Origin of the sequence: Actinosynnema sp. ALI-1.44 (assembly GCF_001984155.1) — a bacterium.
In the GTDB taxonomy this organism is placed as follows: Bacteria; Actinomycetota; Actinomycetes; order Mycobacteriales; family Pseudonocardiaceae; genus Kibdelosporangium.
Genome location: NZ_MTQO01000043.1, coordinates 277,279 through 299,952, shown reverse-complemented (window position 1 = coordinate 299,952; position 22,674 = coordinate 277,279). Strand labels below are relative to the sequence as shown.

Below are 22,674 nucleotides of genomic sequence, written 5' to 3'. Positions count from 1 at the left end.
CCCGTGGCACGCGATCCGAAGGACTTAGACGACCCCGACTGGGCCAAAGACAGGATGGACTTCGTCGCCGACCGCGACAGCGCACTGGGCCCGTTGGCCCAGCAGTTCGTCGTGTTGACCACATCGCTGCTGACCACACACACGGCGGCAGGTGTGCTGCAGGAGTTGGCGATGGCGGCCGTGCGGTTCCTGCCCGGCGCCGACATGGTCAGCGTCACCTTGCGTGACGCCGACGGCAGGCTGCACACCCCTGTCTCCACCGATCCGTTGGCGGTCCGGCTGGATGAGGTGCAGTGCGAGAGCGGCCGCGGACCGTGCGCGACGGCGGTGGCCCCCTCCGGCCCGGCGTACTCGCTGAGCAACGACCTGGCGTCGGACAACCAGTGGCCGGAGTTCGCCAAGGCTTCGTTGGACGTGGGGTTCCACGCCGTGCTGTCGACCGCGATGATGCGTGATCCGCAGCCACCGGAGCTGTCCGGCGCGATCAACGTGTACTCGCGGCGCCGTCGCGCGTTCAACGCCCACGACCGCGACGTGATGCTGTTGCTGGCCAGCCACGGATCGCTGGCGTTGGCCACGTCGCGCGCGATCACGTCCGCGCAACTGCAGGCCGAGCACCTGCACAAGGCCATCGACAGCCGTGACGTGATCGGTCAGGCGAAGGGAATCCTCATGCAGCGCAGGAAGATCAGCGCCGACGAGGCGTTCGACGTGCTGCGGGAGACGTCCCAGTCGCTCAACGTCAAACTGTCCGAACTGGCCGAGACCCTGGCGGGCAGGCACCTCGAGATCGACTAGTCGTCGTGCCGGTCGATGTCGGGTTCGTCCGGTGCCGACTCCTCCGGCTGACTGGTGTGCACGTCCTCGGGGTTGACGTGTTCGTCGGCTTCGCTGCGCAGCGACCGGATCCCGGAGTTGAGCACGGCCAGCAACGGGACGGCCAGCAGCGCTCCGGTGATCCCGGCCGTGACGACACCGGCGGAGATCACCAGGACGACGGCGAGCGGGTGCAGGCGCACCGCCCGGCCGAGCAACAATGGCTGCAGCACGTGCCCTTCCAGCTGCTGCACGGCGATGACCACCGCGAGCAGGATCAGCGCGGTCACCGGGCCGTTGGCCACCAGGGCGATCAGCACGGCCGCACCGCCCGCGACCACCGCGCCGATGATCGGCACGAACGCGCCGAGGAAGACCAGTGCCGCGAGGGGGAACGCCAACGGGACCTCGAGGATGAGCATCCCGATCCCGATCCCCACAGCATCCACTGTGGCCACCGCGATGGTCGCCCGCACGTAGCTCACCAGTGCCGCCAGCCCCCTGCGGCCCGCGACGTCGATCCGGGTGCGGTGGTCGCTGGGCACGCCGCGCAGCAGGAAACCCCAGATGCCGGGGCCGTCGTAGAGCAGGAAGATCAGCGAGAAGATCACCAGCAGCACCTGGCCGAGCACCTCGCCGATGGTCAGCGCGGTGTTCAGCGCCCCGGTCGTCAGATCGCTCTGGCTGCCCGCGACGGCGGTGACGAGGTTGTCGAAGAACTTGCGGATCTGGTCGTCGCGCAGGTGCAGTGGACCGTTGGTCAGCCAGTTCGAGATGGTCTCGACGCTGCGGGACAGCTGGGTGCGCAGTGCGGGCAGGCCGCTGACGAAGGTGGAGACCACGAAGGTCATCAACCCGCCGAAGACGGCGAGACCACCGACGATGACCAGCGCGACCGAGAAACCCCTCGGCACCCGGTGGCGGTTCAAAAAGGACACAGCCGGGGTGAGCAACGCCGACAGCAGCAACGCGATCGCGAGCGGCACGACGACGGGCGCGAGGAAGCCGACGACGTGCCCGAGCACGTAGAGCGCGGCGGCCACGACCACCACTCGCCAGCTGATCGCGGCGGTCACCCGCAGCAGTCGTGGCACGTTGTTCGGTTGTTGCGACACCCGGGCCCACCTCCGACCTGTGGCTGCCCTGGCGCAGGCAGAACTAAACCGATGTGACCTGATCATCGGGTCCCGGCTGTGAACTCGATCGAACTTTCCGCACTGCGACCGCCCGATCTGTGCGCATAATTGGTCTGGACCTCGCGACGACGGGAGGATCAGACGAATGCGTGGCACGACCGTCCTACCAGGGACACCCTGCCTGCCACCCCGCAATGGAGAACCGCCCATCCACCGGTTGGAGACACCCGACGGGATGGCCTTCGAGATGGGCACGTTCGACGCGCTCGGCCCGCTGTCCCACGCCGACTTCCCGCACCGGCACACCTTCCACGAGATCGTCTACGTGACGAGTGGGACGGGCACGCACGTCGTGGACATGGCCAGATGGGAGCTGGAACCACCGCACCTGTGCGTGATCGTGCCCGGCCAGGTGCACCACTGGGAGAACGTGACCAACCTCGACGGGGCCGTCATGCTGTTCACCGACGACTTCCTCGTCGACCACCCCGCGGACCGGGACCTGCTGCACAAGCTGAGCGAACGGCCGTGGCTCACACTCGACCCGCAGGCGCACCGGCGGATGACGCACCTGCTCGACGAGATGCACGAGGAGTTCAAGGAACGGACCGAATCCGTGCTCAGAGCCCTGCTGCACGTCATCGTCACCAGGGCGGGGAGGCTGACCGAGACCGCGGGCCCGTCGCCGGTCAGGGCGAACGCGGTCGCGCAGAAGTTCGTGAAGATGACCGCGCACACCGACCTGTGGACCGTCCGCCAGTACGCCGAGCAGATCGGGGTCACCCCCGGGTACCTCACGGACGTGATCCGCAACGCCACCGGGCGCACACCGTCCCAGCTGATCCGCGAGACCAGGATCAGGGAGGCCAAACGGCTGCTGATCAGGACCGATCTGACCGTCCGGCAGATCTCGCAGCGGATCGGGTTCGCCGACGCGGCCTACTTCTGCCGGTTCTTCCGCCGCGAGACCGGCGACAGCCCCGGCGACTTCCGGGAAAAACACCACGACTGGCCGCACCAGTCCATCGTCAACGAGAAACCGGCTACTTAGGTTGATTGTCACTGTCCCACGCGCCCACAAGGACCTGGAATGGACAACCAACCCAGCCGGAAGACGGTGTTACGCGCCGCGCTTGCCGCTGGTGTCGCCGTGCCCGCTGCCCTGCTCGCGGTACCGGCACTCGCACGCACCAGTACGCAAGCGCCTCCGCTCACACCTGCCTGTGATGACGGCGATGACCCCACCCCACCACAAACGGAAGGCCCCTACTTCAAGCCGAACTCCCCCGAGCGGACATCATTGGTGCAGCCTGGCACCGTCGGGACGCCGCTGACCGTGTCCGGCTACGTGTTCGGCCTCAAGTGCCAGCCGATCGCCAAGGTCCTGCTGGACTTCTGGCAGGCCGACAACAACGGGGCCTACGACAACGTCGGCTTCAAGTTCCGCGGCCACCAGTACACCGACGCCAACGGGGCGTTCAAGCTCACCACGATCGTGCCCGGCCTCTACCCCGGCCGCACCCGGCACATCCACGTGAAGGTGCAGGCACCCAACCGCCCGGTGCTGACCACCCAGCTGTACTTCCCCAACGAACCCCGCAACAACACGGACTCGATCTTCGACCCACGCCTGTTGATGACTGTGCACAACGTCGGCAACGGGCGTGAAGCCGCGTTCGACTTCGTGCTGAATGTTCCGCAGAACCCACCGACGACCACCCCGCCTCCAGGCGGCGGCGGGACGTGGGCGGCAGGCACGTCGTACCCCGCCGGTACCCGCGTGACGTACAACGGGATCGGTTACGTGTGCCTGCAAACGCATGTGGCACAACCGGGCTGGGAACCCCCGGCGACCGCCGCGCTGTGGCGGGCCGAGTGATGCGCCGGACGACAGCCCAGACACCCGCAGCGGCTGGACCGCGATGTAGGCGTGGTGGCGGTCTGGGATATCCGCGGGTTTGACACGTGCGTTCGAGGTGGCCGGGGTGTGGGCGCGCATGCCGGCCACCTTCGACCGCGCGCCGGTTCGTTCACCACACCTGACCTACCGCACGGCGGACGCGGGGACGGACGGTGAGAACGCTTTGTCCTTGTCGTTACTCCAGCGCGGTGCTTCCGCGGCGACGATGGCCCGCGTCGCGGCGTTGCCGCGTCGTCGTCCGTGGCCCTCGATTCGGTAGGCGCGGAGGTGGTGAGCTCGGACGAGGTGAAGTCGAAGCCGCGCGCGGGGCGGCAACCATGGAGGGTGCAGGATAGCCGCCCCGTACGCGGACTCGATCTCGTCCGGCCTGGCCGGGGTGCCGTGGCCTAGCACAGCGGGCCTACGGCACTCCGGCTGTATGGCGTTACTCGGCCTTGCTCCTCGCGGCGATCCGGGCCTGCACCTCGGGCCTGCGCAGCGGCGGCACGGTCGCGGGTGGCTGCCGCCTGGCGGGCAGCGTGTCCAGCAGACGCGTCGTGGTCGCGGTGACCTCGGCGACGGCCTGTTCGAACGCGTCCCTGGTGGCGTCCGACAGCGACTGCACGCCGCTGACCTTGCGGACGTACTGCCGCGCGGCCGCCTCGATCTCAGCGTCCGTCGCGGCTGGCTCAAGACCACGCAATGTAGTGATGTTCCGGCACATACTCCCAGCATATGACGTGTAGCAGCGCTACACCTTGGGTAACTTCTGGTCATGATCGAACCTGCGCGGGTGACCGAAGTGCTCGACGGCCGGTGGCCGAGTCTGCGCCGCGAGCTGCGGGAACGGCTGGCTGACAGCAAGCCCGCGGACACCGCCCGGCTGGACGTGGACGCGTACCGCGCGCTGGTGTCCGATCAGCTGCGCGAGCTCGCCGCCGCCCGGCACGCCCGGCTCGGGTTCGACCGCGCGCACGGCGGCGAGGGCGACATCGGCGGTTCGGTCGTGTCGTTCCAGGTCCTCGGCTACGGCGACCTGTCGCTGATGGTCAAGGCCGGTGTCCAGTGGGGGCTGTTCGGCGGCGCGATCCAGATGCTGGGCACCGAACGCCACCACGCCCGCTACCTGCCGGACGTCATGTCGCTGGACCTGCCCGGCTGTTTCGCGATGACCGAGAGCGGGCACGGCTCGGACGTCCAGCACCTGCGCACCACCGCACGGTACGACAACGGCGAGTTCATCGTGGACACCCCGGATGACGACGCCCGCAAGGACTACATCGGCAACGCCGCACGCGACGGCCGGGCGGCCGTGGTGTTCGCCCAGCTGATCGTCGACGACCGGTCGTACGGCGTGCACGCGTTCGTCGTGCCGATCAGGGACGCCGACGGCCGCCCGATGCCGGGTGTGCGGATCGAGGACTGCGGGCCGAAAGCCGGTCTGAACGGCGTGGACAACGGCAGGCTGTGGTTCGACGGCGTGCGTGTCCCCAAGGAGAACCTGCTCAACCGCTACGGTGACATCACCGACGAAGGCACTTACACCAGTCCGATCGAGAGCGACAGCCGCCGGTTCTTCACCATGCTCGGCACGCTGGTGCGCGGCCGGATCAGCGTGGCGGGCGCGGCGGGCAGCGCGACGCAACGCGCGTTGACGATCGCCGTGCACCGCGCGGAAACCCGCCGCCAGTTCCGCAGGCCGGACTCGGACGCCGAGATCCCGTTGCTCGACTACCTCGCCCACCAACGGAAACTGCTGCCCGCGCTGGCCAAGTCCTACGCACTGCACTTCGCGCAGGACGAACTGGTCCACATGCTGCACGAGGTGCACAGCACGCCGGAGCCCGACCCGATCGCCCAGCGGCAGCTCGAATCCCGCGCCGCGGGAATCAAGGCAGTGGCGACGTGGCACGCCACGAACACGATCCAGACCGCACGCGAGGCCTGCGGCGGCGCCGGGTACCTCGCGGCGAACGTGCTGCCGGGGTTGAAGGCCGACACCGACGTGTTCACCACGTTCGAGGGCGACAACACCGTCCTGCTCCAACTGGTCGCCAAAGGACTGCTGACCGACTACCGCGACAACTTCGCCGACCTGAGCCCGTTGGCGACCGCGCGCCTGGTGGCCGAACAGCTGATGGGGACCGTGCTCGAACGGATCGCGGCCAGGAACGTGATCGCGCGGTTCGACGACGACGATCTGCGCTCGCGTGCCTGGCAGCGCAGCCTGTTCGAGGACCGCGAGCAGCACGTGTTGTCCGGGTTGGCCGGGCGCTTGCGTGCCGCGGCTTCATCGGACGCTGATCCGTTCGACGTGTTCAACGACGTCCAGGACCACGTGCTGCTCGCCGGGCGCACCCACATCGACCGGCTTGTGTTCGACGCGTTCGACGCGGCCGTGGAGCGGTGCGCCGACGAGGAGGTCAAGGCCCTGCTCGGCCAGGTCTTCGACCTCTACGCACTGGCCACGATCGAGGCCGACCGGGCGTGGTTCCTCGAACACGGCCGGATCACGTCCGCCCGTGCCAAGAAGGTGATCGCCGAGGTCAACGCGCTGTGCAAGGAGCTGCGGCCGCACGCCGTCACGCTGGTCGACGCGTTCGCGATCCCTCGCCAGTACCTGGCGTAGCGGCCATCCTGTGGTCCTCTGTGGACCTCCACACCGTGCCGCGGCGCTCGTACTCGAGGACTTCCTCGACGAGCAAAGCGGCCTCGGGGCCACGCAGGCGTTCGACCAGCCACACACCGAGGTCGAGACCCGAGGTGACGCCACCGGACGTGACGAGGTCTCCGTCGTCGACCACCCGGCCGCCGACCACGCGTGCGCCCTGCGCGGCCAAGTCGTCCTTGGCGACGTGGTGCGTGGTGCAGGGGCGGTCGGTCGTGAGTCCGGCGGCGGCCAGCAGGAGAGTTCCGGTGCACACCGCGGCCAGCACCTGATCGGGACGCCGGGCCCGGGCCAGCGCGGTCGGGAGTGTGCCGCGCCGGATCTGTTCGTCCACAGGGGAATTCGGGCCGTAACCGCCGCCGGGCACCAGGATCAGGTCGGCCGTTTCCGGGGACCACCGGGATCGGACCGTGATCTCGGCGCCGGACGACGTGATCACCGTGCCGGGGCCGTCGGCGCTGACATAGGACAGCCGGATGTCCTCCAGCACACCGAAAGCCGTCAGCACACCGACGAAATCCTGGTCCTCGACGCCGTCGTACAGCACGGTTTGAACTTGCAGAGCCAAGTCGGCTCCCTTCTCCGAAGGTAGTGGGACACAGCGAGTATGTCCGCGGCCACCGGGACCGAACAGTGGCGAGATCGCCCCCTTTCCCTAGGATCTCGCCATGCATGTCGTCGCCGTACTCGCCGTTGACGGCGTGGTCGGCCTTGAGCTGACCATCCCGTGCCAGGTCTTCGGCATCACGCCCGGCTACGACGTCCGGGTCTGCGCCCAGCCGAGGGCGACCGCCACCACCGCCGGGCGGGAGGACTTTCGTGTTGTCTCGCGCTACGGCCTGGCCGACGCCGAAGGCGCCGACACGGTGATCGTGCCGGGCGCCGATCCGGGGCAGCCGCCGAATCCCCGGGTTCTGCGGCTGTTGCGCGGTGCGGCGGACCGCGGTGCGCGCGTGGCGGCGATCTGCACAGGCGCGTTCACGCTCGCGGCGGCGGGCCTGTTGGACGGGCGCCGGGCAACGACACACTGGCTGCTCGCCGGACAACTCGCCGAGACCTACCCGGCTGTGACAGTCGACCCTTCCGTCCTGTTCGTCGACGAGGGGCAGATCCTGACGTCGGCCGGGGTCGCCGCCGGTCTCGACCTCTGCCTGCACCTCGTGCGGCGCGACCACGGCGCGGCGGTCGCGGCGGGCACCGCGAGGCAGATCGTGATGCCACCGCAGCGCGCGGGCGGGCAGGCCCAGTTCATCGAGCACCCCGACCCGGACGGCCACGACGCGGGTGACCTGGCCCCGACACTGCGGTGGATGCGGGAGAACCTCGCGTCACCGATGACCCTCGGCGACATCGCCGCCGAGGCGGCTATGAGCACGCGCACGCTCTCGCGGCGGTTCCGTGCGCAGACCGGCACGACCCCTTTGCGCTGGCTGCTCGATCAACGCCTGCAACGCGCCCGCGAACTCCTGGAAACGACGGACTTGCCGGTGGAGCGCGTCGCACGGGACACGGGCTTCGGCTCGGCGGAGTCCCTGCGGGTGCACTTCACCGAGCACGTCGGCACCAGCCCGCGTACCTACCGGGGCACCTTCAGGGCTGCCCCGCGCCGTCGATGAACTCAAGCCACTTACCTGCACTTTTGCAACCAATGTGGCCTTTGTTGCGTTTTTGGCTACCAATGTGGCATTCGTTGCATCCCATGCACCTGCATGAAACGCAACGAATGCCGCCTTGGTTGCGTCTGGCGCACCGAAGGCCACATTGGTTGCACCCCCACCTTGCGTTGGATACCCCTGGGGGGTATAAATCCAGCACGGCCGCGACGGTTCGGGGTACCCGTAGGGGGTAGCCTGGGATCAACGGGCCGGATGACCGCGACATCAGCCCGAGAACAGGACTGACGATGAACACAGCCACGAGGCTCACCGTCTACGGTGTGGCGCTCGCCCTGGTCGCCACGGGTGCCTGGGCGATCGGCACCGCTGTCGGTCCCGTGAGCGACGCGGCGGGCACCTCCGCCGCGCCCCACACGGACACCCACGGCGACACCGTCACGGCGAGCAGCGAGGGACCCGACGGCCTGGCGTCGGCCAAGGACGGCTACATCCTCCAGCCGACCGGCACGACGTTCACCACGGGAACCACCACCCCGTTCAGCTTCCGGATCACCAAGAGCGACGGCGCCGCGCTGACGGCGTTCGACGTCGAGCACGACAAGCGCATGCACCTGATCGTCGTACGCCGTGACCTGGCCGGATTCCAGCACCTGCACCCCGAGATGGCGCCGGACGGCACGTGGACCGTGCCGCTGACGCTCACCCAGGCGGGCAGCTACCGCGCGTTCGCCGACTTCAAGCCCACCGGCGGCAAGAAGCTCACACTCGGTGCCGATCTGGCCGTGCCCGGCCTCTTCCAGCCGGTCAGCTACCGCGACTTCCGGGTGTCGGCCGTCGACGACTACGAGGTCAAGCTCGACGGCCAGCTCGTCGCAGGCCGCTCGTCCCGGCTCGTGCTGACGGTCCGTCGCGCCGGGCAGGACGTCACCGACCTGCAGCCCTATCTGGGGGCGTATGGTCACCTCGTCGCGCTCCGGGTCGGCGACCTGGCCTACCTGCACGTCCACCCCGACAGCACCACGACGGCCGGGCCGACCATCACCTTCTTCGCCGAGGTCCCGTCGAGCGGCAAATACCGGCTGTTCCTGGACTTCAAACACGGTGACAAGGTGCGCACAGCGGACTTCACGCTGAGCGCGGACGGCACGAACGCCCCGCCGCCCACCCAACAGGGACATGCCGACGACGGCCACGGCCACTGACACCGGAAAGGAGAGGTCCCATGGCAGTTCCCACGACACCGCCCGAACTCCTCGCCGGTCAGCAGATCGAACTGGCGATCAGCGGGATGACATGCGCGTCATGCGCCAACCGCATCGAACGCAAACTGAACAAACTCGACGGCGTGACCGCGACGGTCAACTACGCCACCGAGAAGGCCACGGTCACCTTCCCCACCGAGGTCGACCCGACCGTGCTCGTGCAGACGGTCGAAGCCGCCGGGTACGGCGCCACGCTTCCGCAGCCGGAGAAGCGCGACGACGCTGAGCCGGACGACCCGCTGCGGTCGTTGCGGCAGCGGCTGATCGGCGCGACCGTGCTGTCGGTCCCGGTGATCGCGCTGGCGATGATCCCGGCGCTGCAGTTCACGTACTGGCAGTGGATCTCGCTGGCGCTGGCCGGGCCGGTGCTGGTGTGGGCCGCGTGGCCGTTCCACCGCGCCGCGTGGCAGAACCTGCGGCACGGCGCGGCCACAATGGACACGCTCATCTCGATGGGCACGCTCGCCGCGTTCGCCTGGTCGTTGTACGCGTTGCTGTGGGGCAGCGCGGGCGTGCCGGGCATGACGCACCCGTTCGAGCTGACGATCCAGCGGATGAGCGGCGACGGCAACATCTACTTCGAAGTCGCCGCGGGCGTGACCACCTTCATCCTGGCGGGCCGGTACTTCGAGGCACGGTCCAAGCGCCGTGCCGGTGCCGCGCTGCGGGCGTTGCTGGAGCTCGGCGCGAAGGACGTCGCCGTGCTGCGGGACGGCCGTGAGGTCCGTGTCCCTGTGGACACGCTGGCCGTCGGAGACCGGTTCGTGGTCCGGCCGGGAGAGAAGATCGCGACCGACGGCGTGATCGAGGACGGCAGTTCCGCGGTCGACGCCAGCATGCTGACCGGCGAGTCCGTTCCCGTCGAGGTCGGCGTGGGCGACAAGGTCGTCGGCGCGACGGTCAACGCAGGCGGGCGACTGGTCGTGCGGGCCACCCGGATCGGCGCGGACACGCAGCTGGCGCAGATGGCCAAGCTGGTGGAGGACGCGCAGACCCGCAAGGCGGACGTGCAGCGGCTGGCCGACCGGATCTCCGGCGTGTTCGTGCCGATCGTGATCGCGTTGGCCGTCGGCACGCTGGGCTTCTGGCTGGGCGCGGGCGGTTCGACCGCCGCCGCGTTCACCGCCGCCGTGGCCGTGCTGATCATCGCCTGCCCGTGTGCGCTCGGGCTGGCGACGCCGACCGCGCTGCTCGTCGGCACGGGCCGGGGCGCGCAGCTCGGGATCCTGATCAAGGGCCCCGAGGTGCTGGAGTCGACGCGCCGGATCGACACCGTCGTACTGGACAAGACCGGCACGGTGACCACCGGCCAGATGTCCCTTGTGGACATCCACGTGACCGGCGGCGTCGACGACGAGGAAGCGCTGCGACTGACAGGGGCGCTGGAGAAGGCCTCGGAACACCCGATCGCACGGGCGATCGCGGCCGCCGCCACCGACAAACTCGGTGACCTGCCTGACGTCGAGGACTTCAAGAACGTCGAAGGCCTTGGCGTGCAGGGAATCATCGACGGCAAGGCGGTCATCGCGGGGCGGGCGGCACTGCTGGCCGACTGGAGCCAGCACCTGCCCGCGGACCTGGCCGACGCCAAGTCGGCCGCGGAGAAGGACGGCAGGACCGCGGTGGCGGTCGGCTGGGACGGCGCGGCCAGGGCAGTGCTCGTGGTCGCGGACACCGTCAAACCGACGTCCGCCGAAGCCGTCCGCAAGCTGCGGGCGCTCGGCCTGAAGCCCGTGCTGCTCACCGGTGACAACTCGGCCGTGGCCCACGCGATCGCCGCCGAGGTCGGCATCGACGAGGTGATCGCCGAGGTGCTGCCGAAGGACAAGGTCGACGTGGTCAGCGGACTGCAGGCCGACGGCCGGGTGGTCGCGATGGTCGGCGACGGCGTGAACGACGCGGCGGCGCTGGCGCAGGCGGACCTCGGACTGGCGATGGGCACCGGCACCGACGTGGCGATCGAGGCGAGCGACCTGACGCTGGTGCGCGGCGACCTGCTCGCGGCCGTGGACGCGATCCGGCTGGCCAGGCGGACGCTCGGCACCATCAAGGGCAACCTGTTCTGGGCGTTCGCCTACAACGTGGCCGCGTTGCCGCTGGCGATGGCCGGGCTGCTCAACCCGATGATCGCGGGCGCGGCGATGGCGTTCAGCTCGGTGTTCGTGGTCAGCAACAGCCTGCGGTTGCGCGGTTTCCGCTGATCAGAGCCCACCCGTGTACCGGTACGGGGTAAACTGGGATGCCAGTGGGCGACGAGGGAGACAAAGGGACATGCGGGGATACACCGGAGACAAGGACGCGTTCCTGAAACGCCTGCGGCGCATCGAGGGCCAGGTTCGCGGGCTGCAGCGGATGGTCGAGAACGACGAGTACTGCATCGACGTGCTGACTCAGATCTCCGCCGCGACCAAGGCGCTGCAGGCCGTGTCGCTCGGCCTGATGGACGAGCACCTCAAGCACTGCGTCGCCGAGGCGATCGCACAGGGCGGCGAGGCCGCCGACGAGAAGGTCCGTGAGGCCAGCGAAGCCATCGCCCGCCTCGTGCGGTCCTGAATCCCGCCACGAAGGCGCGGTCACCCCGTGACCGCGCCTTCTCGCCGTCAGCCGAAAGCGTGGATGTCACGCGGTGAGCGCGGCAGCACCTCGTAGTGCGTGTCGAACTGCCCGCTCAACCCCGTCACCAGGACGACCTGGCCGAGCTTGAGCGGTCCGACGTCGATCCCGGTCTGGGTGTTGACGAAGATCTGCACCTCGCCGGAGCCGTCGTCGATCCAGAACTTGTAGCCGTACGGCAGGTCGCTGATCGGTGCCTGGCTGATCCGGCCCGCGACCCGCACCAGCACCCCTTCGGTCCGCTCACTGACCTTCCCGGTCCGCACCCACCGCGGGTCCACTTGCGGGCCGGTGCCGCCGAGGTCGACATCGGACGGGACAAGGACGAGGAACCCGGAGCTGTCCTTCAGCGTGCCGGTGACCCTGGCGCGCCTGCCGGGCTGGGCGCCGAGGTCGTCCGGGGTGCTGACGTAGATGCCCGCGCCCGCGTCCTGCAGGCCGAACCCCTTGTCGAAGAAGCTGGACTCGAACGCACCGGACGGCGTCGTCACGGTGCCGCTGACGGTCACGACCGTCCCCAAGGGCTGTGATCGTGCCTTCGAGATGGCAGACGTCTCCCCCGCTGCCGAGGCGGGCGGCGCGATCAGCGTGAACGTCATCAGAGTGGCGAACAACAGCGTACGCAAGGCCATCGCCCCACCCTATTGGAGTTCGCTAGGCCAGTGCGCGGAATTCGCCGGGGAAACCGGTCCAGCGCAACTCGGCGGGCAGGTGCCCCATGTCGTTGAACACGAGCAGGGATGTCGCGCGGTCGGGGCTGTAGCGGATGACGCTGAGCGCCGCGTTGGCGTGGTTGAGCGCGAGCCACCGCCACGCGGGCGCGTCCTGCGCCTGGTTGACCAGCCATCCTGCCAGGTAGTTGTGGGTGACGAGCAGTTCGTAGCGGTCCTGCTCGCCCTCGACCGGACCGGTGAACCGGGCGGTGGCCTCCCTGAGGAGCTTCGCGCCGCGCTGGCGTTCCAGGATGGTGAACTGGTCGAGAAAGCAGGACCACTGGTCGGCCGAGTCCTCAGGCAGTTCCGCGCGGTCCGGGAAGTACGGCAGGTAGTCGCCTGCCGCGTCGACGGCGTGCGTCGGCACGTCGTCGAGCTGCTCGGCCACCAGCTTCGCCGTCTGCTCCGTCCTGGCCAGCGGACCGTGGTGGATCGCGTCGAACGGCACCTGTTCGAGCCGGTGACCGAGCAGGACGGCCTGCCTGCTGCCCACGCCGGTCAACGCCGACTCGTCCGGGAGCGCTTCCCCGTGCCTGGTCAGAAAGAGGTAGCGGCTGCCCATGATGTCCTCCCAGATCGTGACGCCTGCGTTCTGGTGGACGTGTCGCCGGTGGATCGGTTGCCCAAGATCATCCGGGTGGGGTGTGACGGTGACCGCGTCCGGCGGCGTTCACGGCCGTTCGGACGATCTGAGCTGCGTGAGCGTGTACCCGTTGCCCGCCGGGTCCAGCGCCCTGGTGGCCTGCTTGAACAAGTACTCGGCGCGCGGGTAGGACAGCCTGCCGCGTCCGGTTTCCGGGCAGATGTCCTGCGGCGCGGGCATCCGCGCGGGGACAGGACGCCGGTCGGCCAGGAACACCGGGCCGCGTGCACGGCCGTCCGTCAACCGCACCAACAGTTTGGCTGTTTCCGACCGCCAGGTGACCCAGGTGTCCCCGGCACGGGCGCGACGGTCCTCCACGTCGATGTCCTCCACGTTCAACGACAACACCGTTGTCACCGCGGCACCGGATTCGTGCAGCAAGCGCCACAATGTCCGTTCACGTAACGCGGCGTCCAGGCTCCACACCAGGTCCAGCCGCAGCGGGTCCAGCGCGTCCTGCCGGGCAGGCGGTTCGGCACGCCGGTCCAGGCCGCTGTCCAGGTCCGGCACCGATGCCCACGCGGCGAACGACCGGATCGCCGACCGGTGCCGGTTCCACGTCCTGGCCGCCGCGCCGGGCCACGCCGCCGCGAAGACCCTGGCCACCTGGTCCGCGGTCAGCGACGCCAACGGCAACTGCTCCCCCAGCGCCCGGCACAGCCGTCGCACAGTCTGGCCGTACGACCGAAGTGTGGCAGTGTCCAAATCGGAGCGTTCGAGGAACTCCCGTGCCGCTTCGCCGAGCGTCGGTCCACTTGTCACCAGAACGATGGATGACGCGCGGCGCAACAGGAACGCGCGCTCGGCCGCGTTCCTGGTCAACGACGCGGCCCGTTCGTACTCCAGGCGGGCCTCGTCGTGCCGTCCGACCTGTTCGAGCAGGTCCCCGCGTACGCTGGGCAGCAGGTGGTAGTCGCGCAACGCGGAGTTGCCCACGAGACTGTCGACCAGGGCCAGTCCGGCTTGCGGGCCTTGGGCCTTGCCGACCGCCACCGCGCGGTTGAGCCGCACGACCGGTGTCGGCAGGAGCCGGTCCAGCGCCGTGTACAGGTTCGCGATCCTGGCCCAGTCGGTGTCGTCGGAAGTCCTGGCCTGGGCGTGGCAGATGGCGATCGCGGCTTGCAGGACGTACGGGCCCGGCGTGCCGCCGATGTCGCGTGCCCGCAGCATCGCGGTGAACCCGCGGCGGATCAGCACCGGGTCCCAGCGACCGCGGTCCTGCTCGTGCAACTGGATCGGCTCGCCGTTCGGGCCGGTGCGGGCCGCTTGGCGGGACGCCTGGATCTCCATCAGCGCGACCAGGCCGTGCACCTCGGCCTCCGTCGGTGCGAGCGTGGCCAGCATCCGCCCCAGCCGCAACGCTTCCAGGCACAGCCCCGGTCGCATCAGGTCGTCGCCGGACGTGGCCGAGTAGCCCTCGTTGAAGATCAGGTAGATCACTTCGAGGACCGCGGGGATGTCGGCGGACGGAGACCGTTCGCGCGCGGCCAGTGTCCGCTTGGCCACGGCGATGCGCTGGGTGACGTTGAGCTCGGTGGTCAGCAGCGCCCTGGCGATCTCCGCCGCGCTCAGGCCACCGAGCAACCGCAGTGTCAGCGCGGCGCGGTCGCGGGCGGGCAGGACGGGATCGCAGGTGATGAACATCAGCCGCAGGACGTCGTCGTCCTGCGGCTGTTCTTTCTCGTCGTAGTCCCTGGCCAGCTCGGCCTGCTTGCTGTCGGCCAGCTTCTCGCGCCGGATGTGGTCGACGGCGCGGCGTTTGGCGATGGCCATCAGCCAGGCGCCCGGATTGTCCGGGACGCCTGACCGTGGCCACTGCTCCAGTGCGGCGACCAGCGCGTCCTGTGCCAGTTCCTCGGCCAGTCCGACGTCGTGCACCATGCGGGTCAGCCCGCCGATGATCTTCGCGGCCTCGAGCTTCCAGACCGCGTCGATCGCCCGGTGGGCGTCGGTCACCCGAACACCTGGTGCACCCGGCTGACGCCGTTGCCGGTGATGGCGAAGAAGCGGCGGGCGACCTCGTTGAGCTCGTCCTGGTCACGCACGTCGACGAGGGCGAAGCCGCCGACGGTCTCCTTGGCCTCGGCGTACGGGCCGTCGGTCACGGTGATCTCGCCGTCGGTGTAGGTCATCTCCACCCCGGCCGGGTCGAGGCCGCCGCTGGCCACCAGGATCCCGGCCGCGGACAGCTCCGCCACGAACTTGCCCATCTCGGCGAACATCTTCTCGTCGGGCGTGGCCTGGCTGTCGTCCCGCATGGTCATCATCAGGTAGCGCATCGCTCGGTCCTTGTCTCGGTGTTCGGATCGATGTGGTGGTTCTGCCCGCACGTCGAACCGGACATGTGACAGGGAATGTACCCGTTCCCTGTCACATCGCCGCCGCTGAGCACGCTGGCCGTCGGGCCGCTCGGCTGGATCCAGATCGCCAACTTCGTCGTCGCCGGTGTGCTGTCCATCCTCGGCGCGATCGGACTGCGCCGGGTGCTCGGCCGCACTTGGGCTCCACGGTTGGTCCTCGTCAACGGCATCGGCATGGTCGCGGCCGGGGTGTTCACGATGGACAGCCAGCCCTACGCCCACATGGCGGCGGGCAAGATCACGTTCGGCTGCCTCATCGCGGCCTGCTACCTGCTCGGCAAGCGGTTCGGCTGGCGGTCGTGGGCCGCGGGCAGCGCGTTGCTCGTCGGCGATCTGTGGGCGATGAGCGGGGCGCCTGCCGGGTCGTTGACGCTGGCCGTGGGAGCGATTGCGGCGATGATGTGGATCTCTGTCGTGATCAACAGGTACCGTCAGGATCTCGCTGTGGCGGTCTGAGAGGGCGGTTGCGCATGGTCGAGATCATCGGAGCTGGTTTCGGTCGCACCGGCACGGCCTCGCTCAAACGGGCGCTGGAGCTGCTCGGGTTCGGCCCGTGCCACCACATGAGCGAGGTCCTCAAGCAGCCGAGGACCACAGTGGGGTGGACGGCCGCGCTCAACGGCGACCCCAGCGTGCTGCCCGAACTGCTGCGCGGCTACCGGGCCACACTGGACTTCCCCGCTTGTCTGCTGTGGCGCGAGCTGTCCGAGCTCTACCCCACGGCGAAGGTGCTGCTCAGCGTGCGCGACCCCCAGTCCTGGTACGACAGCGCCCGCGCGACGATCCTCAACCCGATCCGCGGTGAGAATATCGACGAGCAGCTCGCCGCGCTGCTGATGCCGTTCTCCGAGGCGATGGCGGGCCGCGGTTTCCGCCGTGACCTCGACGAAGCGGAGACCATCGCGGTGTTCAACCGGCACAACGAGGCCGTGCGGGCGGGCGTGGAGCCGTCCCGGCTGCTGGTCTACGAGGCGGGCGCGGGCTGGGAGCCGCTGTGCGCGTTCCTCGGCGTGGACGTCCCGGACGTGCCGTTCCCGCAGTCGAACGACTCGGCGTCGTTCCGGGAGAACGTCCGAAAGGTCCTCAGCGGCAGCGCTGAGGACCTGGCCAATTAGCCTGCGGCGGGCACGTACGCGCCCGTAGTGTGGTCTGGTGAGCGACGGTTCTCCCTTTCTCGAAACCTCCCCCAGCGCACGGCAGGCCAAATTCGCCGAACTGGTCGAGTCCGGTCCGGTCCACCACACGACGTTGTTCACCGGTGTTCCGGTGTGGCTGGTGACCGGGCACGCGGAGACACGGCAGCTGTTGACCCACCCGAACGTCGTCAAGTCCCTCACCGAGGTGCCGCACAGGGAGCACACCTCGGACGACCTGATCAGGGCCACGAACACGCACATGCTGGCGAGCAACCCGCCGGACCACACGCGGCTGCGCAAGCTGGTGTCCGCGGCGTTCACCCGCCGCCGGATCGACGAACTCGAACCGCGGATCAAACAGCTCAGCGCATCCCTGCTCGACGAGATGGCCACCCAGGGCGGACCGGTGGACCTGCTCGCCGGGTACGGCTACCCGCTGCCGATCACGGTGATCTGCGAGCTGATCGGTGTGCCGTCGATCCGGCGTGACGAATTCCGTGAGCTGTCGCAGATCGCGATGACCGGGCCGATGCGGACCGTCGAGGTCTACCTGGCCGCGGTCACCAAGCTGATCGAGCTGATCCGCACGATGATCGAGGTGAAGCGGGCCACCCCGGCAGACGACCTGTTGTCCGCCCTGATCGCGGTCCGCGACGACGGCGACAAGCTCACCGACGACGAGCTCACCTCCATGATCTACCTGCTGCTGATCGCGGGCCACGAGACGACCGTCAACCTGATCGTCAACGGCGTGTACACGCTGCTGAAGCACCCCGAGCAGCTAGCAGCCCTGCGCGCGGACCCGTCACTGGTCGCGTCGGCCGTCGAGGAACTGCTTCGCTACGACAGCCCGGTCATGGTGTCCATCCCGGCGGTGACCAACGGGCCCGTCGAGATCGGTGACGTGACGATCCCGCCTGGCTCGGTCGTGCTCGCCGCACTGGCGTCGGCCAACCGCGACCCGCACCGGTTCGCCGCACCGGACACAATGGACATCACGCGGCCGGACAACTCGCACGTGACGTTCGGGCACGGCATCCACCACTGCCTCGGCGCCCCGCTGGCCCGGCTGGAGGCCAGGATCGCGTTCACCGACCTGCTCGACCGGTTCCCGTCGTTGCGCCTGGCCGACCCCGCCGAGGAACCTGCCCGTTACCCCGGCCTGCTCCTCAACGGGATGGCGCGTCTGGACGTCCTCATCGATTGACCGCTTCGCCCGCGTCCTCGTCGAGGAAGCCGCCGGACTGGTGCTGCCACAGCCGCGCGTAGGTGCCGTTCAGCGCCAGCAACTCCGTGTGGCTGCCTTGCTCGACGATCTGGCCGCGGTCGAGCACGACCAGCTGGTCCATCTTGGCCACCGTGCTCAGCCGGTGCGCGACCACCAGTGCCGTCCGGCCTTCCATCACCTGCCAGAGCGCCTGCTGGACAAGGATTTCGCTCTCCGAGTCCAGTGCGCTCGTCGCCTCGTCGAGCAGCAGGATCGGCGCGTCGCGCAGGACGGCTCTGGCCAGTGCGACGCGCTGTCGTTGCCCGCCGGACAGTTTCACGCCGCGCTCACCGACGAGCGTGTCGAACCCGTCCGGCAGATCCGCCGCGAACTCCGTGACGTGCGCGATCTTCGCCGCGCGCAGGACGTCCTCCTCCGACGCACCGGGACGGGCGAAGGCGATGTTCTCCCGGAGTGTCCGGTGGAACATCGCTGGTTCCTGTGGCACGTAGGCGATCAGGCCGCGCAGGTCGGCCTGCCGCAGCGCGCTGATGTCCTGGCCGCCGATGGTGATGCGGCCGCTGTCGATGTCCATCAGGCGCAGCAACAGCTTGGTGAGCGTGCTCTTGCCCCCGCCGGACCGGCCGACCAGCCCGACCTTGGTGCCGCTCGGCACCGCCAGCGTCAACCCGGTGAACAGCTCCGACGTGCCCGAGTGCGCGAAGACCACGTTGTCGAACCGCACGTCGGCGGCGGTGGCCGGAGTTTCTCCGGGTTTTCCGGGTCGAGCACGGTCGGCGGCTCGAGCAGCAGCTCGGTGAACTGCGCCGCCTCGGTGAGCGAGCTCTCCAGTCTGCGGTAGATCTGGTTGAACTCGAACATGATCCGCGTGGCGTTGGCGAAGTACGCGAACGCCACCACGACCCCCTCGACACCGAGGTTGCCGAGCTTGACCGCGAGGTACAGGCCAAGGACGTTGGTCAGCACCGAGAGCGGCGCGGCGACGACGTCGATCCTGAGGTTGGCGTAGTCCCACGACCGGATCGCCAGCCGCCGGTGCTCCCGGACCCTGGCCTGGTGTTCGACGGCCTCGCTGTGCTCGGCGGCGAACGCCCGGACGGTCTCCATGTTCGTCAGGCTGTCGGCGATGTGGCCGGAGACCCGCGCGATCGCGGCTTCCCGCTTGTCCACAATCGCCTGCCGCCGCTTGACCAACGGTGTGACGACGAACCCGGTCACGGTGATCATGCCGATGAGGACCAGCACGAGAACAGGGTGGTAGTTCCACAACACGACGGACGCGAAGCCGAGCGGAACGAAGTTGGCGACGACGTTGAACGACATCGTGTCCGCGATGTCGGTGAACCGCCAGGCGAAGCTGTGCACCCGCTTGGTCAGCGAACCGGCGAAGTTGTCGTGGAAGAAAGCCGCGTCCTTGGCCAGCAACGCGTTCATCCCGAGCACACTGAGGTTCTCCCCGCCCAGCCCGTCCACCCGGCTCAGGCAGTGGATCCCGATTCGCCACACGAACTCGGCGAACACCAGCAACCCGGCGAAAACAACCACATAGGACAGGACATCCGTCCCACCGCCGGCCAGATGACCGGCCAACTGCGCCACCACCAAGGGCGCGACGTAGTAGAGACATGTGTTACCCAGAGCCGGCAGCAGCATCGCGGGAATCGAGAACCGCCGCAACCGGCTGAATTCCGACCAGTAGTACCGTATTGCCAGGAAAACCGCTTGTCGGCGCGCTGTCATCCTTCCCCTTCCAACAGCGAGCTGCCCATGCTGCCGGTAACGAAACGAAACAGCGACCGAATATCGGTGGCGCGTCAGGCCTGGCACAGCCGCAGTGCGGACGCGACCAGCGTCGCCATGCCGTCCCGCGCCGGCAACCGGCCCGCGGCCACGGCCTCGCCCGCGGCGTGGCCGAGCGCGATGACCGCCGTGGCGAGCCACCATGCCGACGACTCGCAGTGGAACTCCCCGGACGCCTGGCCACGGGTGATCACCTGCTCCAGGTAGTCGACCACCGGCACGTGCCGGCGCCGGTCGGCCGAAGGATCCGGCACGGCGAGCGCCGCCGAGTGCAGCAGCAGCGAATAGCGGCTGGTGGCGGCCCAGGTGGTGGCGAGAAGGCGGGCCAGCGCGTCCGACGCGGAGCCGTCCGCCAAGTCCACGGCCGCCATTTCGGCGACCGTCTCGGCGGAGATCGCGTCGACCACCGCACTGACCAGGCCCTCCCGGGACTTGAAGTGCGCGTACACCGTCTGCCTGCTGACCGCGGCCGCGTCGGCGATCTCCTCGACACTCGCGTTCGGTTGGCCCGCAAGGATTTCTTTGGCCGCCTTGAGGATCGAGCCCGCGCTCCGGTCGGCGTCGGAGCGCCGCCTGCGCCGAATTACCTCTGACACGTTGTCAAGCTTAACGCAGGCGGTTATGTTGGACAGCGTGTCAGAGTTAAACGTCTTCCGGCACGTCACGCCGGTTTCCCCGAACACCGCCACCGGACCGGTGGCGGCCGTCTACGACCAGGTCGATCGGGACTTCAGCACCATCGGCCCCGCGGTGATGATGCTGTCGCCCGCCCCCGAACTGCTGGCCCCGTGCTGGGCGCTGCTGCGCGAAGCACTCGTGTCCGGATCGGTTCCCCGGTGGCGCAAGGAAATCGTTGCCGTGTCGGTGTCCAGGACCAACGGATGCGAGTACGACATCGCTGGTCACACCGTGTTCCTGCACCTCGCCGGCGCACCGGCCGACGCGGTGGAACGCAACCAGGAACTCGTGCGTTGGGCGCAGCACGGTGGCCCGGCGCCGTTCAGCGTCGGCGACACGCCGGAGTACGTCGCAACAGCACTCGCCTTGCACTTCGTCAACCGGCTTGTCTCGATCCTGCTGGACCCCGGCCTGCGTCCTGGCGGGATGCGCGACGGCTCGGCGTTCGACGGAGCCCCCATCGCCCGTGCCATCCGTGCGGACCACGAACCCGGCGAGAGCCTCGCGCTGCTGGATTCCGTTCCCACAGAAGGCATTCCCACATGGGCAGGAGACAGTCCTGCCGGTCCCGCGTACGCCGCGCTGCGTGACGCGGCCCGGCGGGGCGGATTCCTGCTCTCGGAGCGAGCTCGGCAAACCGTCCAGGACGCGATCAGCCGTGGCGACACGACCCCGGTCGACGAGCCCGGTGCACGGCTGGCTGTCCTGGCCGGACTGGCCCCCGGCCGGATCACGGAGACCGACGTCAAAACCTGGCGCTCGGACAAGTACACGGACCATTGCCTGCTGCACCTGTTCGCGTACGGCGCCATCACCGCCATCGAGCGGATCGAACACACGCTCGCGTAGGAACACCGGTTGGGGCCGCATGCCGTGCGGCCCCAACCGGTCGGAGTCAGCTACCGACGTACAACAGCCGGTTCGACGAACCGCTGCCGACGTTGCTGAGCACGTTCTTCGTCGACGAGTTGACGATCAACTGCTTGGCCTGCGCCAAGGTCAGGTGCGGGTTGGCTGCCTTGGCGACGGCCACCGCTCCGGACGCCAGCGGTGCGGCGAACGACGTGCCATACCAGCCTGACTGCACAGCGGTGTCGCTGGACTTGCCCGCACCTGCCACGTTCGCGCCTGGGGCGAACGCGGTCACACAACTGCCGTAGCTGGAGGCGTTGGTGCCGGTGTTGCGGCTGTCCGTCCTGGTCGTGGCTCCCATGATGATCGCCCGGGAGTCCTTGGGCGAGTTCTGGCAGTCGCCCTTGTCGAAGTTGCCCGCGATCAGCACCACCAGCATGCCGTTGTCCACCATCTTCTTGGCGGCGGCGTCGAGCACGCGGTCGGTGCGCCCGCCCGAGCTCTGCAGGCTGACGTTCACCACCGACCCGGCCGGGGCGTTGAGCGCCGTCCAGTTCATGCCGTCGGCCATGTCCTCCGTGGTGCCGGAATTGTCGCACTTGAGCACCCGGACCGCCTTGATGGTGGCTTTCTTGGCCACCCCGTACGTCCTGCCCGCGATGTGGCTGGCGACGAACGTGCCGTGGCCCGCGCAGTCGGTGGTGCCGTTGCCGTCGCCGACTGTGTTGTACACGCTTTTGGCTCGGCCCTCGAACTCGCGGTGCGTCGTGCGCACTCCACTGTCCACGACGTACACGTCGACGCCCGCACCGCTGCCGGACGGGGCGAACGTGCCGTCGAGCGGCAGGTTCCGCTGGTCGATCCGGTCCAGCTGCCAAGGCGCGGCGGCGTGCGCCTCGGCCGGGGCGGCCTCCATCCGGTGCACCTGGTTCTGCTGGACGAACGCGACAGCGGGGTCGCGGCGCAGGCGCTCGACCTCGTCGCGGGACAAGTCGGCCGAGAACCCACCGATCGCGTCGAAACGTTTGCGGACCACCACGCCGGTGGGCATCTTCGACGCCAAGGAATGGCCGTCCTTGAGCACCACTATGTAGCGTGCGGTGTCGTCCGCAGTGACATCCGTTGCGGCGGCGGACCCGCCCGGTGCCAAGGTGACTCCCGTCGCCACGGCGAAAACAGCCGCCAACAGTCGCTTACGCATCTCCGGCTCCAATGGGTACAAACTGCAGGGGCCACTGAGCCTAGGGAGGTCG

At 68.9% G+C, this 22,674-nt stretch carries 24 protein-coding genes; 13 read left to right on the top strand and 11 right to left on the bottom strand.

What is annotated here, in order from left to right:
* The first annotated feature begins 3 nt into the window (after positions 1-3).
* Positions 4-798 carry a GAF and ANTAR domain-containing protein gene (locus ALI144C_RS18535; protein WP_330359597.1) on the top strand — a complete coding sequence of 265 codons (795 nt, stop codon included), beginning with the start codon at positions 4-6 and terminating at the stop codon, positions 796-798.
* Here ALI144C_RS18535 and ALI144C_RS18530 read toward each other — a convergent pair.
* Positions 795-1,931 carry an AI-2E family transporter gene (locus ALI144C_RS18530; RefSeq protein ID WP_076988355.1) on the bottom strand — a complete coding sequence of 379 codons (1,137 nt, stop codon included), beginning with the start codon at positions 1,929-1,931 and terminating at the stop codon, positions 795-797. The genes ALI144C_RS18535 and ALI144C_RS18530 overlap by 4 nt on opposite strands.
* 166 nt (positions 1,932-2,097) lie before the next feature.
* Between ALI144C_RS18530 and ALI144C_RS18525 the strand changes: the two genes are divergently transcribed.
* The 3 genes from ALI144C_RS18525 to ALI144C_RS18515 all read left to right on the top strand — a co-directional run bounded on the left by ALI144C_RS18525 (position 2,098) and on the right by ALI144C_RS18515 (position 4,132).
* On the top strand, positions 2,098-3,003 hold the full coding sequence (locus tag ALI144C_RS18525) for an AraC family transcriptional regulator (RefSeq protein WP_076988354.1): 906 nt from the start codon (positions 2,098-2,100) through the stop codon (positions 3,001-3,003).
* Between the two features lie 39 nt (positions 3,004-3,042).
* Positions 3,043-3,831, top strand: coding sequence for a dioxygenase family protein (locus tag ALI144C_RS18520; RefSeq protein ID WP_076988353.1), 789 nt, complete (start codon positions 3,043-3,045; stop codon positions 3,829-3,831).
* 118 nt (positions 3,832-3,949) lie between these two features.
* Positions 3,950-4,132, top strand: a complete 183-nt coding sequence (locus tag ALI144C_RS18515) for a hypothetical protein (protein WP_143230710.1) — start codon at positions 3,950-3,952, stop codon at positions 4,130-4,132.
* 165 nt (positions 4,133-4,297) lie between these two features.
* Here the strand turns inward: ALI144C_RS18515 and ALI144C_RS18510 are convergent, their stop codons facing one another.
* A complete protein-coding gene (locus ALI144C_RS18510) occupies positions 4,298-4,576 on the bottom strand; it encodes a DUF2277 domain-containing protein (RefSeq protein WP_076988351.1) in 279 nt (92 codons plus the stop codon).
* 51 nt (positions 4,577-4,627) lie between these two features.
* Here ALI144C_RS18510 and ALI144C_RS18505 point away from each other — a divergent pair, with 51 nt between their 5' ends.
* Complete coding sequence (locus ALI144C_RS18505; protein ID WP_076988350.1) at positions 4,628-6,481, top strand: acyl-CoA dehydrogenase family protein; 1,854 nt, start codon at positions 4,628-4,630, stop codon at positions 6,479-6,481.
* Here ALI144C_RS18505 and ALI144C_RS18500 read toward each other — a convergent pair.
* Positions 6,435-7,088 carry a DJ-1/PfpI family protein gene (locus ALI144C_RS18500; RefSeq protein WP_202818986.1) on the bottom strand — a complete coding sequence of 218 codons (654 nt, stop codon included), beginning with the start codon at positions 7,086-7,088 and terminating at the stop codon, positions 6,435-6,437. The two genes, ALI144C_RS18505 and ALI144C_RS18500, sit on opposite strands and share 47 nt — an antisense overlap.
* A 100-nt stretch (positions 7,089-7,188) precedes the next feature.
* Between ALI144C_RS18500 and ALI144C_RS18495 the strand changes: the two genes are divergently transcribed.
* The 4 genes from ALI144C_RS18495 to ALI144C_RS18480 all read left to right on the top strand — a co-directional run bounded on the left by ALI144C_RS18495 (position 7,189) and on the right by ALI144C_RS18480 (position 11,951).
* A complete protein-coding gene (locus ALI144C_RS18495) occupies positions 7,189-8,136 on the top strand; it encodes a GlxA family transcriptional regulator (protein WP_076988349.1) in 948 nt (315 codons plus the stop codon).
* A 287-nt stretch (positions 8,137-8,423) separates the two neighbouring features.
* Complete coding sequence (locus tag ALI144C_RS18490; RefSeq protein WP_076988348.1) at positions 8,424-9,338, top strand: hypothetical protein; 915 nt, start codon at positions 8,424-8,426, stop codon at positions 9,336-9,338.
* Positions 9,339-9,358: 20 nt separating this feature from the next.
* On the top strand, positions 9,359-11,599 hold the full coding sequence (locus tag ALI144C_RS18485; RefSeq protein WP_076988347.1) for a heavy metal translocating P-type ATPase: 2,241 nt from the start codon (positions 9,359-9,361) through the stop codon (positions 11,597-11,599).
* A gap of 70 nt (positions 11,600-11,669) precedes the next feature.
* On the top strand, positions 11,670-11,951 hold the full coding sequence (locus tag ALI144C_RS18480) for a metal-sensitive transcriptional regulator (protein WP_076988346.1): 282 nt from the start codon (positions 11,670-11,672) through the stop codon (positions 11,949-11,951).
* Between the two features lie 47 nt (positions 11,952-11,998).
* Here the strand turns inward: ALI144C_RS18480 and ALI144C_RS18475 are convergent, their stop codons facing one another.
* The 4 genes from ALI144C_RS18475 to ALI144C_RS18460 all read right to left on the bottom strand — a co-directional run bounded on the left by ALI144C_RS18475 (position 11,999) and on the right by ALI144C_RS18460 (position 15,646).
* A complete protein-coding gene (locus ALI144C_RS18475) occupies positions 11,999-12,643 on the bottom strand; it encodes an OB-fold nucleic acid binding domain-containing protein (protein ID WP_076988345.1) in 645 nt (214 codons plus the stop codon).
* Positions 12,644-12,665: 22 nt separating this feature from the next.
* Positions 12,666-13,286, bottom strand: a complete 621-nt coding sequence (locus ALI144C_RS18470) for a histidine phosphatase family protein (RefSeq protein WP_143230709.1) — start codon at positions 13,284-13,286, stop codon at positions 12,666-12,668.
* A gap of 108 nt (positions 13,287-13,394) precedes the next feature.
* Positions 13,395-15,323, bottom strand: coding sequence for a DUF6596 domain-containing protein (locus ALI144C_RS18465; RefSeq protein ID WP_076988343.1), 1,929 nt, complete (start codon positions 15,321-15,323; stop codon positions 13,395-13,397).
* Complete coding sequence (locus tag ALI144C_RS18460) at positions 15,320-15,646, bottom strand: YciI family protein (RefSeq protein ID WP_076988342.1); 327 nt, start codon at positions 15,644-15,646, stop codon at positions 15,320-15,322. Before ALI144C_RS18460 ends, ALI144C_RS18465 begins: the two co-directional genes overlap by 4 nt.
* 75 nt (positions 15,647-15,721) lie before the next feature.
* On the opposite strand from ALI144C_RS18460, the gene ALI144C_RS18455 reads away from it, so the two are divergent.
* The 3 genes from ALI144C_RS18455 to ALI144C_RS18445 are packed head-to-tail and all read left to right on the top strand — an operon-like array spanning position 15,722 to position 18,070.
* Positions 15,722-16,183: a DUF998 domain-containing protein gene (locus ALI144C_RS18455; protein ID WP_076988341.1), complete on the top strand. Its 462-nt coding sequence runs from the start codon at positions 15,722-15,724 to the stop codon at positions 16,181-16,183.
* 14 nt (positions 16,184-16,197) lie between these two features.
* Entirely contained in the window at positions 16,198-16,842 is a 645-nt protein-coding gene (locus ALI144C_RS18450; RefSeq protein WP_076988340.1) for a sulfotransferase family protein, read from the top strand.
* A gap of 37 nt (positions 16,843-16,879) precedes the next feature.
* Positions 16,880-18,070: a cytochrome P450 family protein gene (locus ALI144C_RS18445; RefSeq protein WP_202818985.1), complete on the top strand. Its 1,191-nt coding sequence runs from the start codon at positions 16,880-16,882 to the stop codon at positions 18,068-18,070.
* On the opposite strand, the gene ALI144C_RS57555 is transcribed toward ALI144C_RS18445, so the two are convergent.
* The 3 genes from ALI144C_RS57555 to ALI144C_RS18435 all read right to left on the bottom strand — a co-directional run bounded on the left by ALI144C_RS57555 (position 18,060) and on the right by ALI144C_RS18435 (position 20,487).
* Positions 18,060-18,815, bottom strand: a complete 756-nt coding sequence (locus tag ALI144C_RS57555; RefSeq protein ID WP_237774204.1) for an ABC transporter ATP-binding protein — start codon at positions 18,813-18,815, stop codon at positions 18,060-18,062. The genes ALI144C_RS18445 and ALI144C_RS57555 overlap by 11 nt on opposite strands.
* On the bottom strand, positions 18,755-19,744 hold the full coding sequence (locus ALI144C_RS57550) for an ABC transporter transmembrane domain-containing protein (RefSeq protein WP_237774203.1): 990 nt from the start codon (positions 19,742-19,744) through the stop codon (positions 18,755-18,757). The genes ALI144C_RS57555 and ALI144C_RS57550 overlap by 61 nt, the downstream gene beginning before the upstream one ends.
* A 161-nt stretch (positions 19,745-19,905) precedes the next feature.
* Positions 19,906-20,487, bottom strand: coding sequence for a TetR/AcrR family transcriptional regulator (locus ALI144C_RS18435; protein ID WP_076988338.1), 582 nt, complete (start codon positions 20,485-20,487; stop codon positions 19,906-19,908).
* A gap of 37 nt (positions 20,488-20,524) precedes the next feature.
* On the opposite strand from ALI144C_RS18435, the gene ALI144C_RS18430 reads away from it, so the two are divergent.
* Positions 20,525-21,418 (top strand): carboxymuconolactone decarboxylase family protein, encoded by an 894-nt coding sequence (locus ALI144C_RS18430; RefSeq protein ID WP_168211282.1) that lies wholly within the window; start codon positions 20,525-20,527, stop codon positions 21,416-21,418.
* A gap of 46 nt (positions 21,419-21,464) precedes the next feature.
* Here the strand turns inward: ALI144C_RS18430 and ALI144C_RS18425 are convergent, their stop codons facing one another.
* Positions 21,465-22,622 carry a S8 family peptidase gene (locus ALI144C_RS18425; RefSeq protein WP_083753150.1) on the bottom strand — a complete coding sequence of 386 codons (1,158 nt, stop codon included), beginning with the start codon at positions 22,620-22,622 and terminating at the stop codon, positions 21,465-21,467.
* Positions 22,623-22,674: the final 52 nt, after the last annotated feature.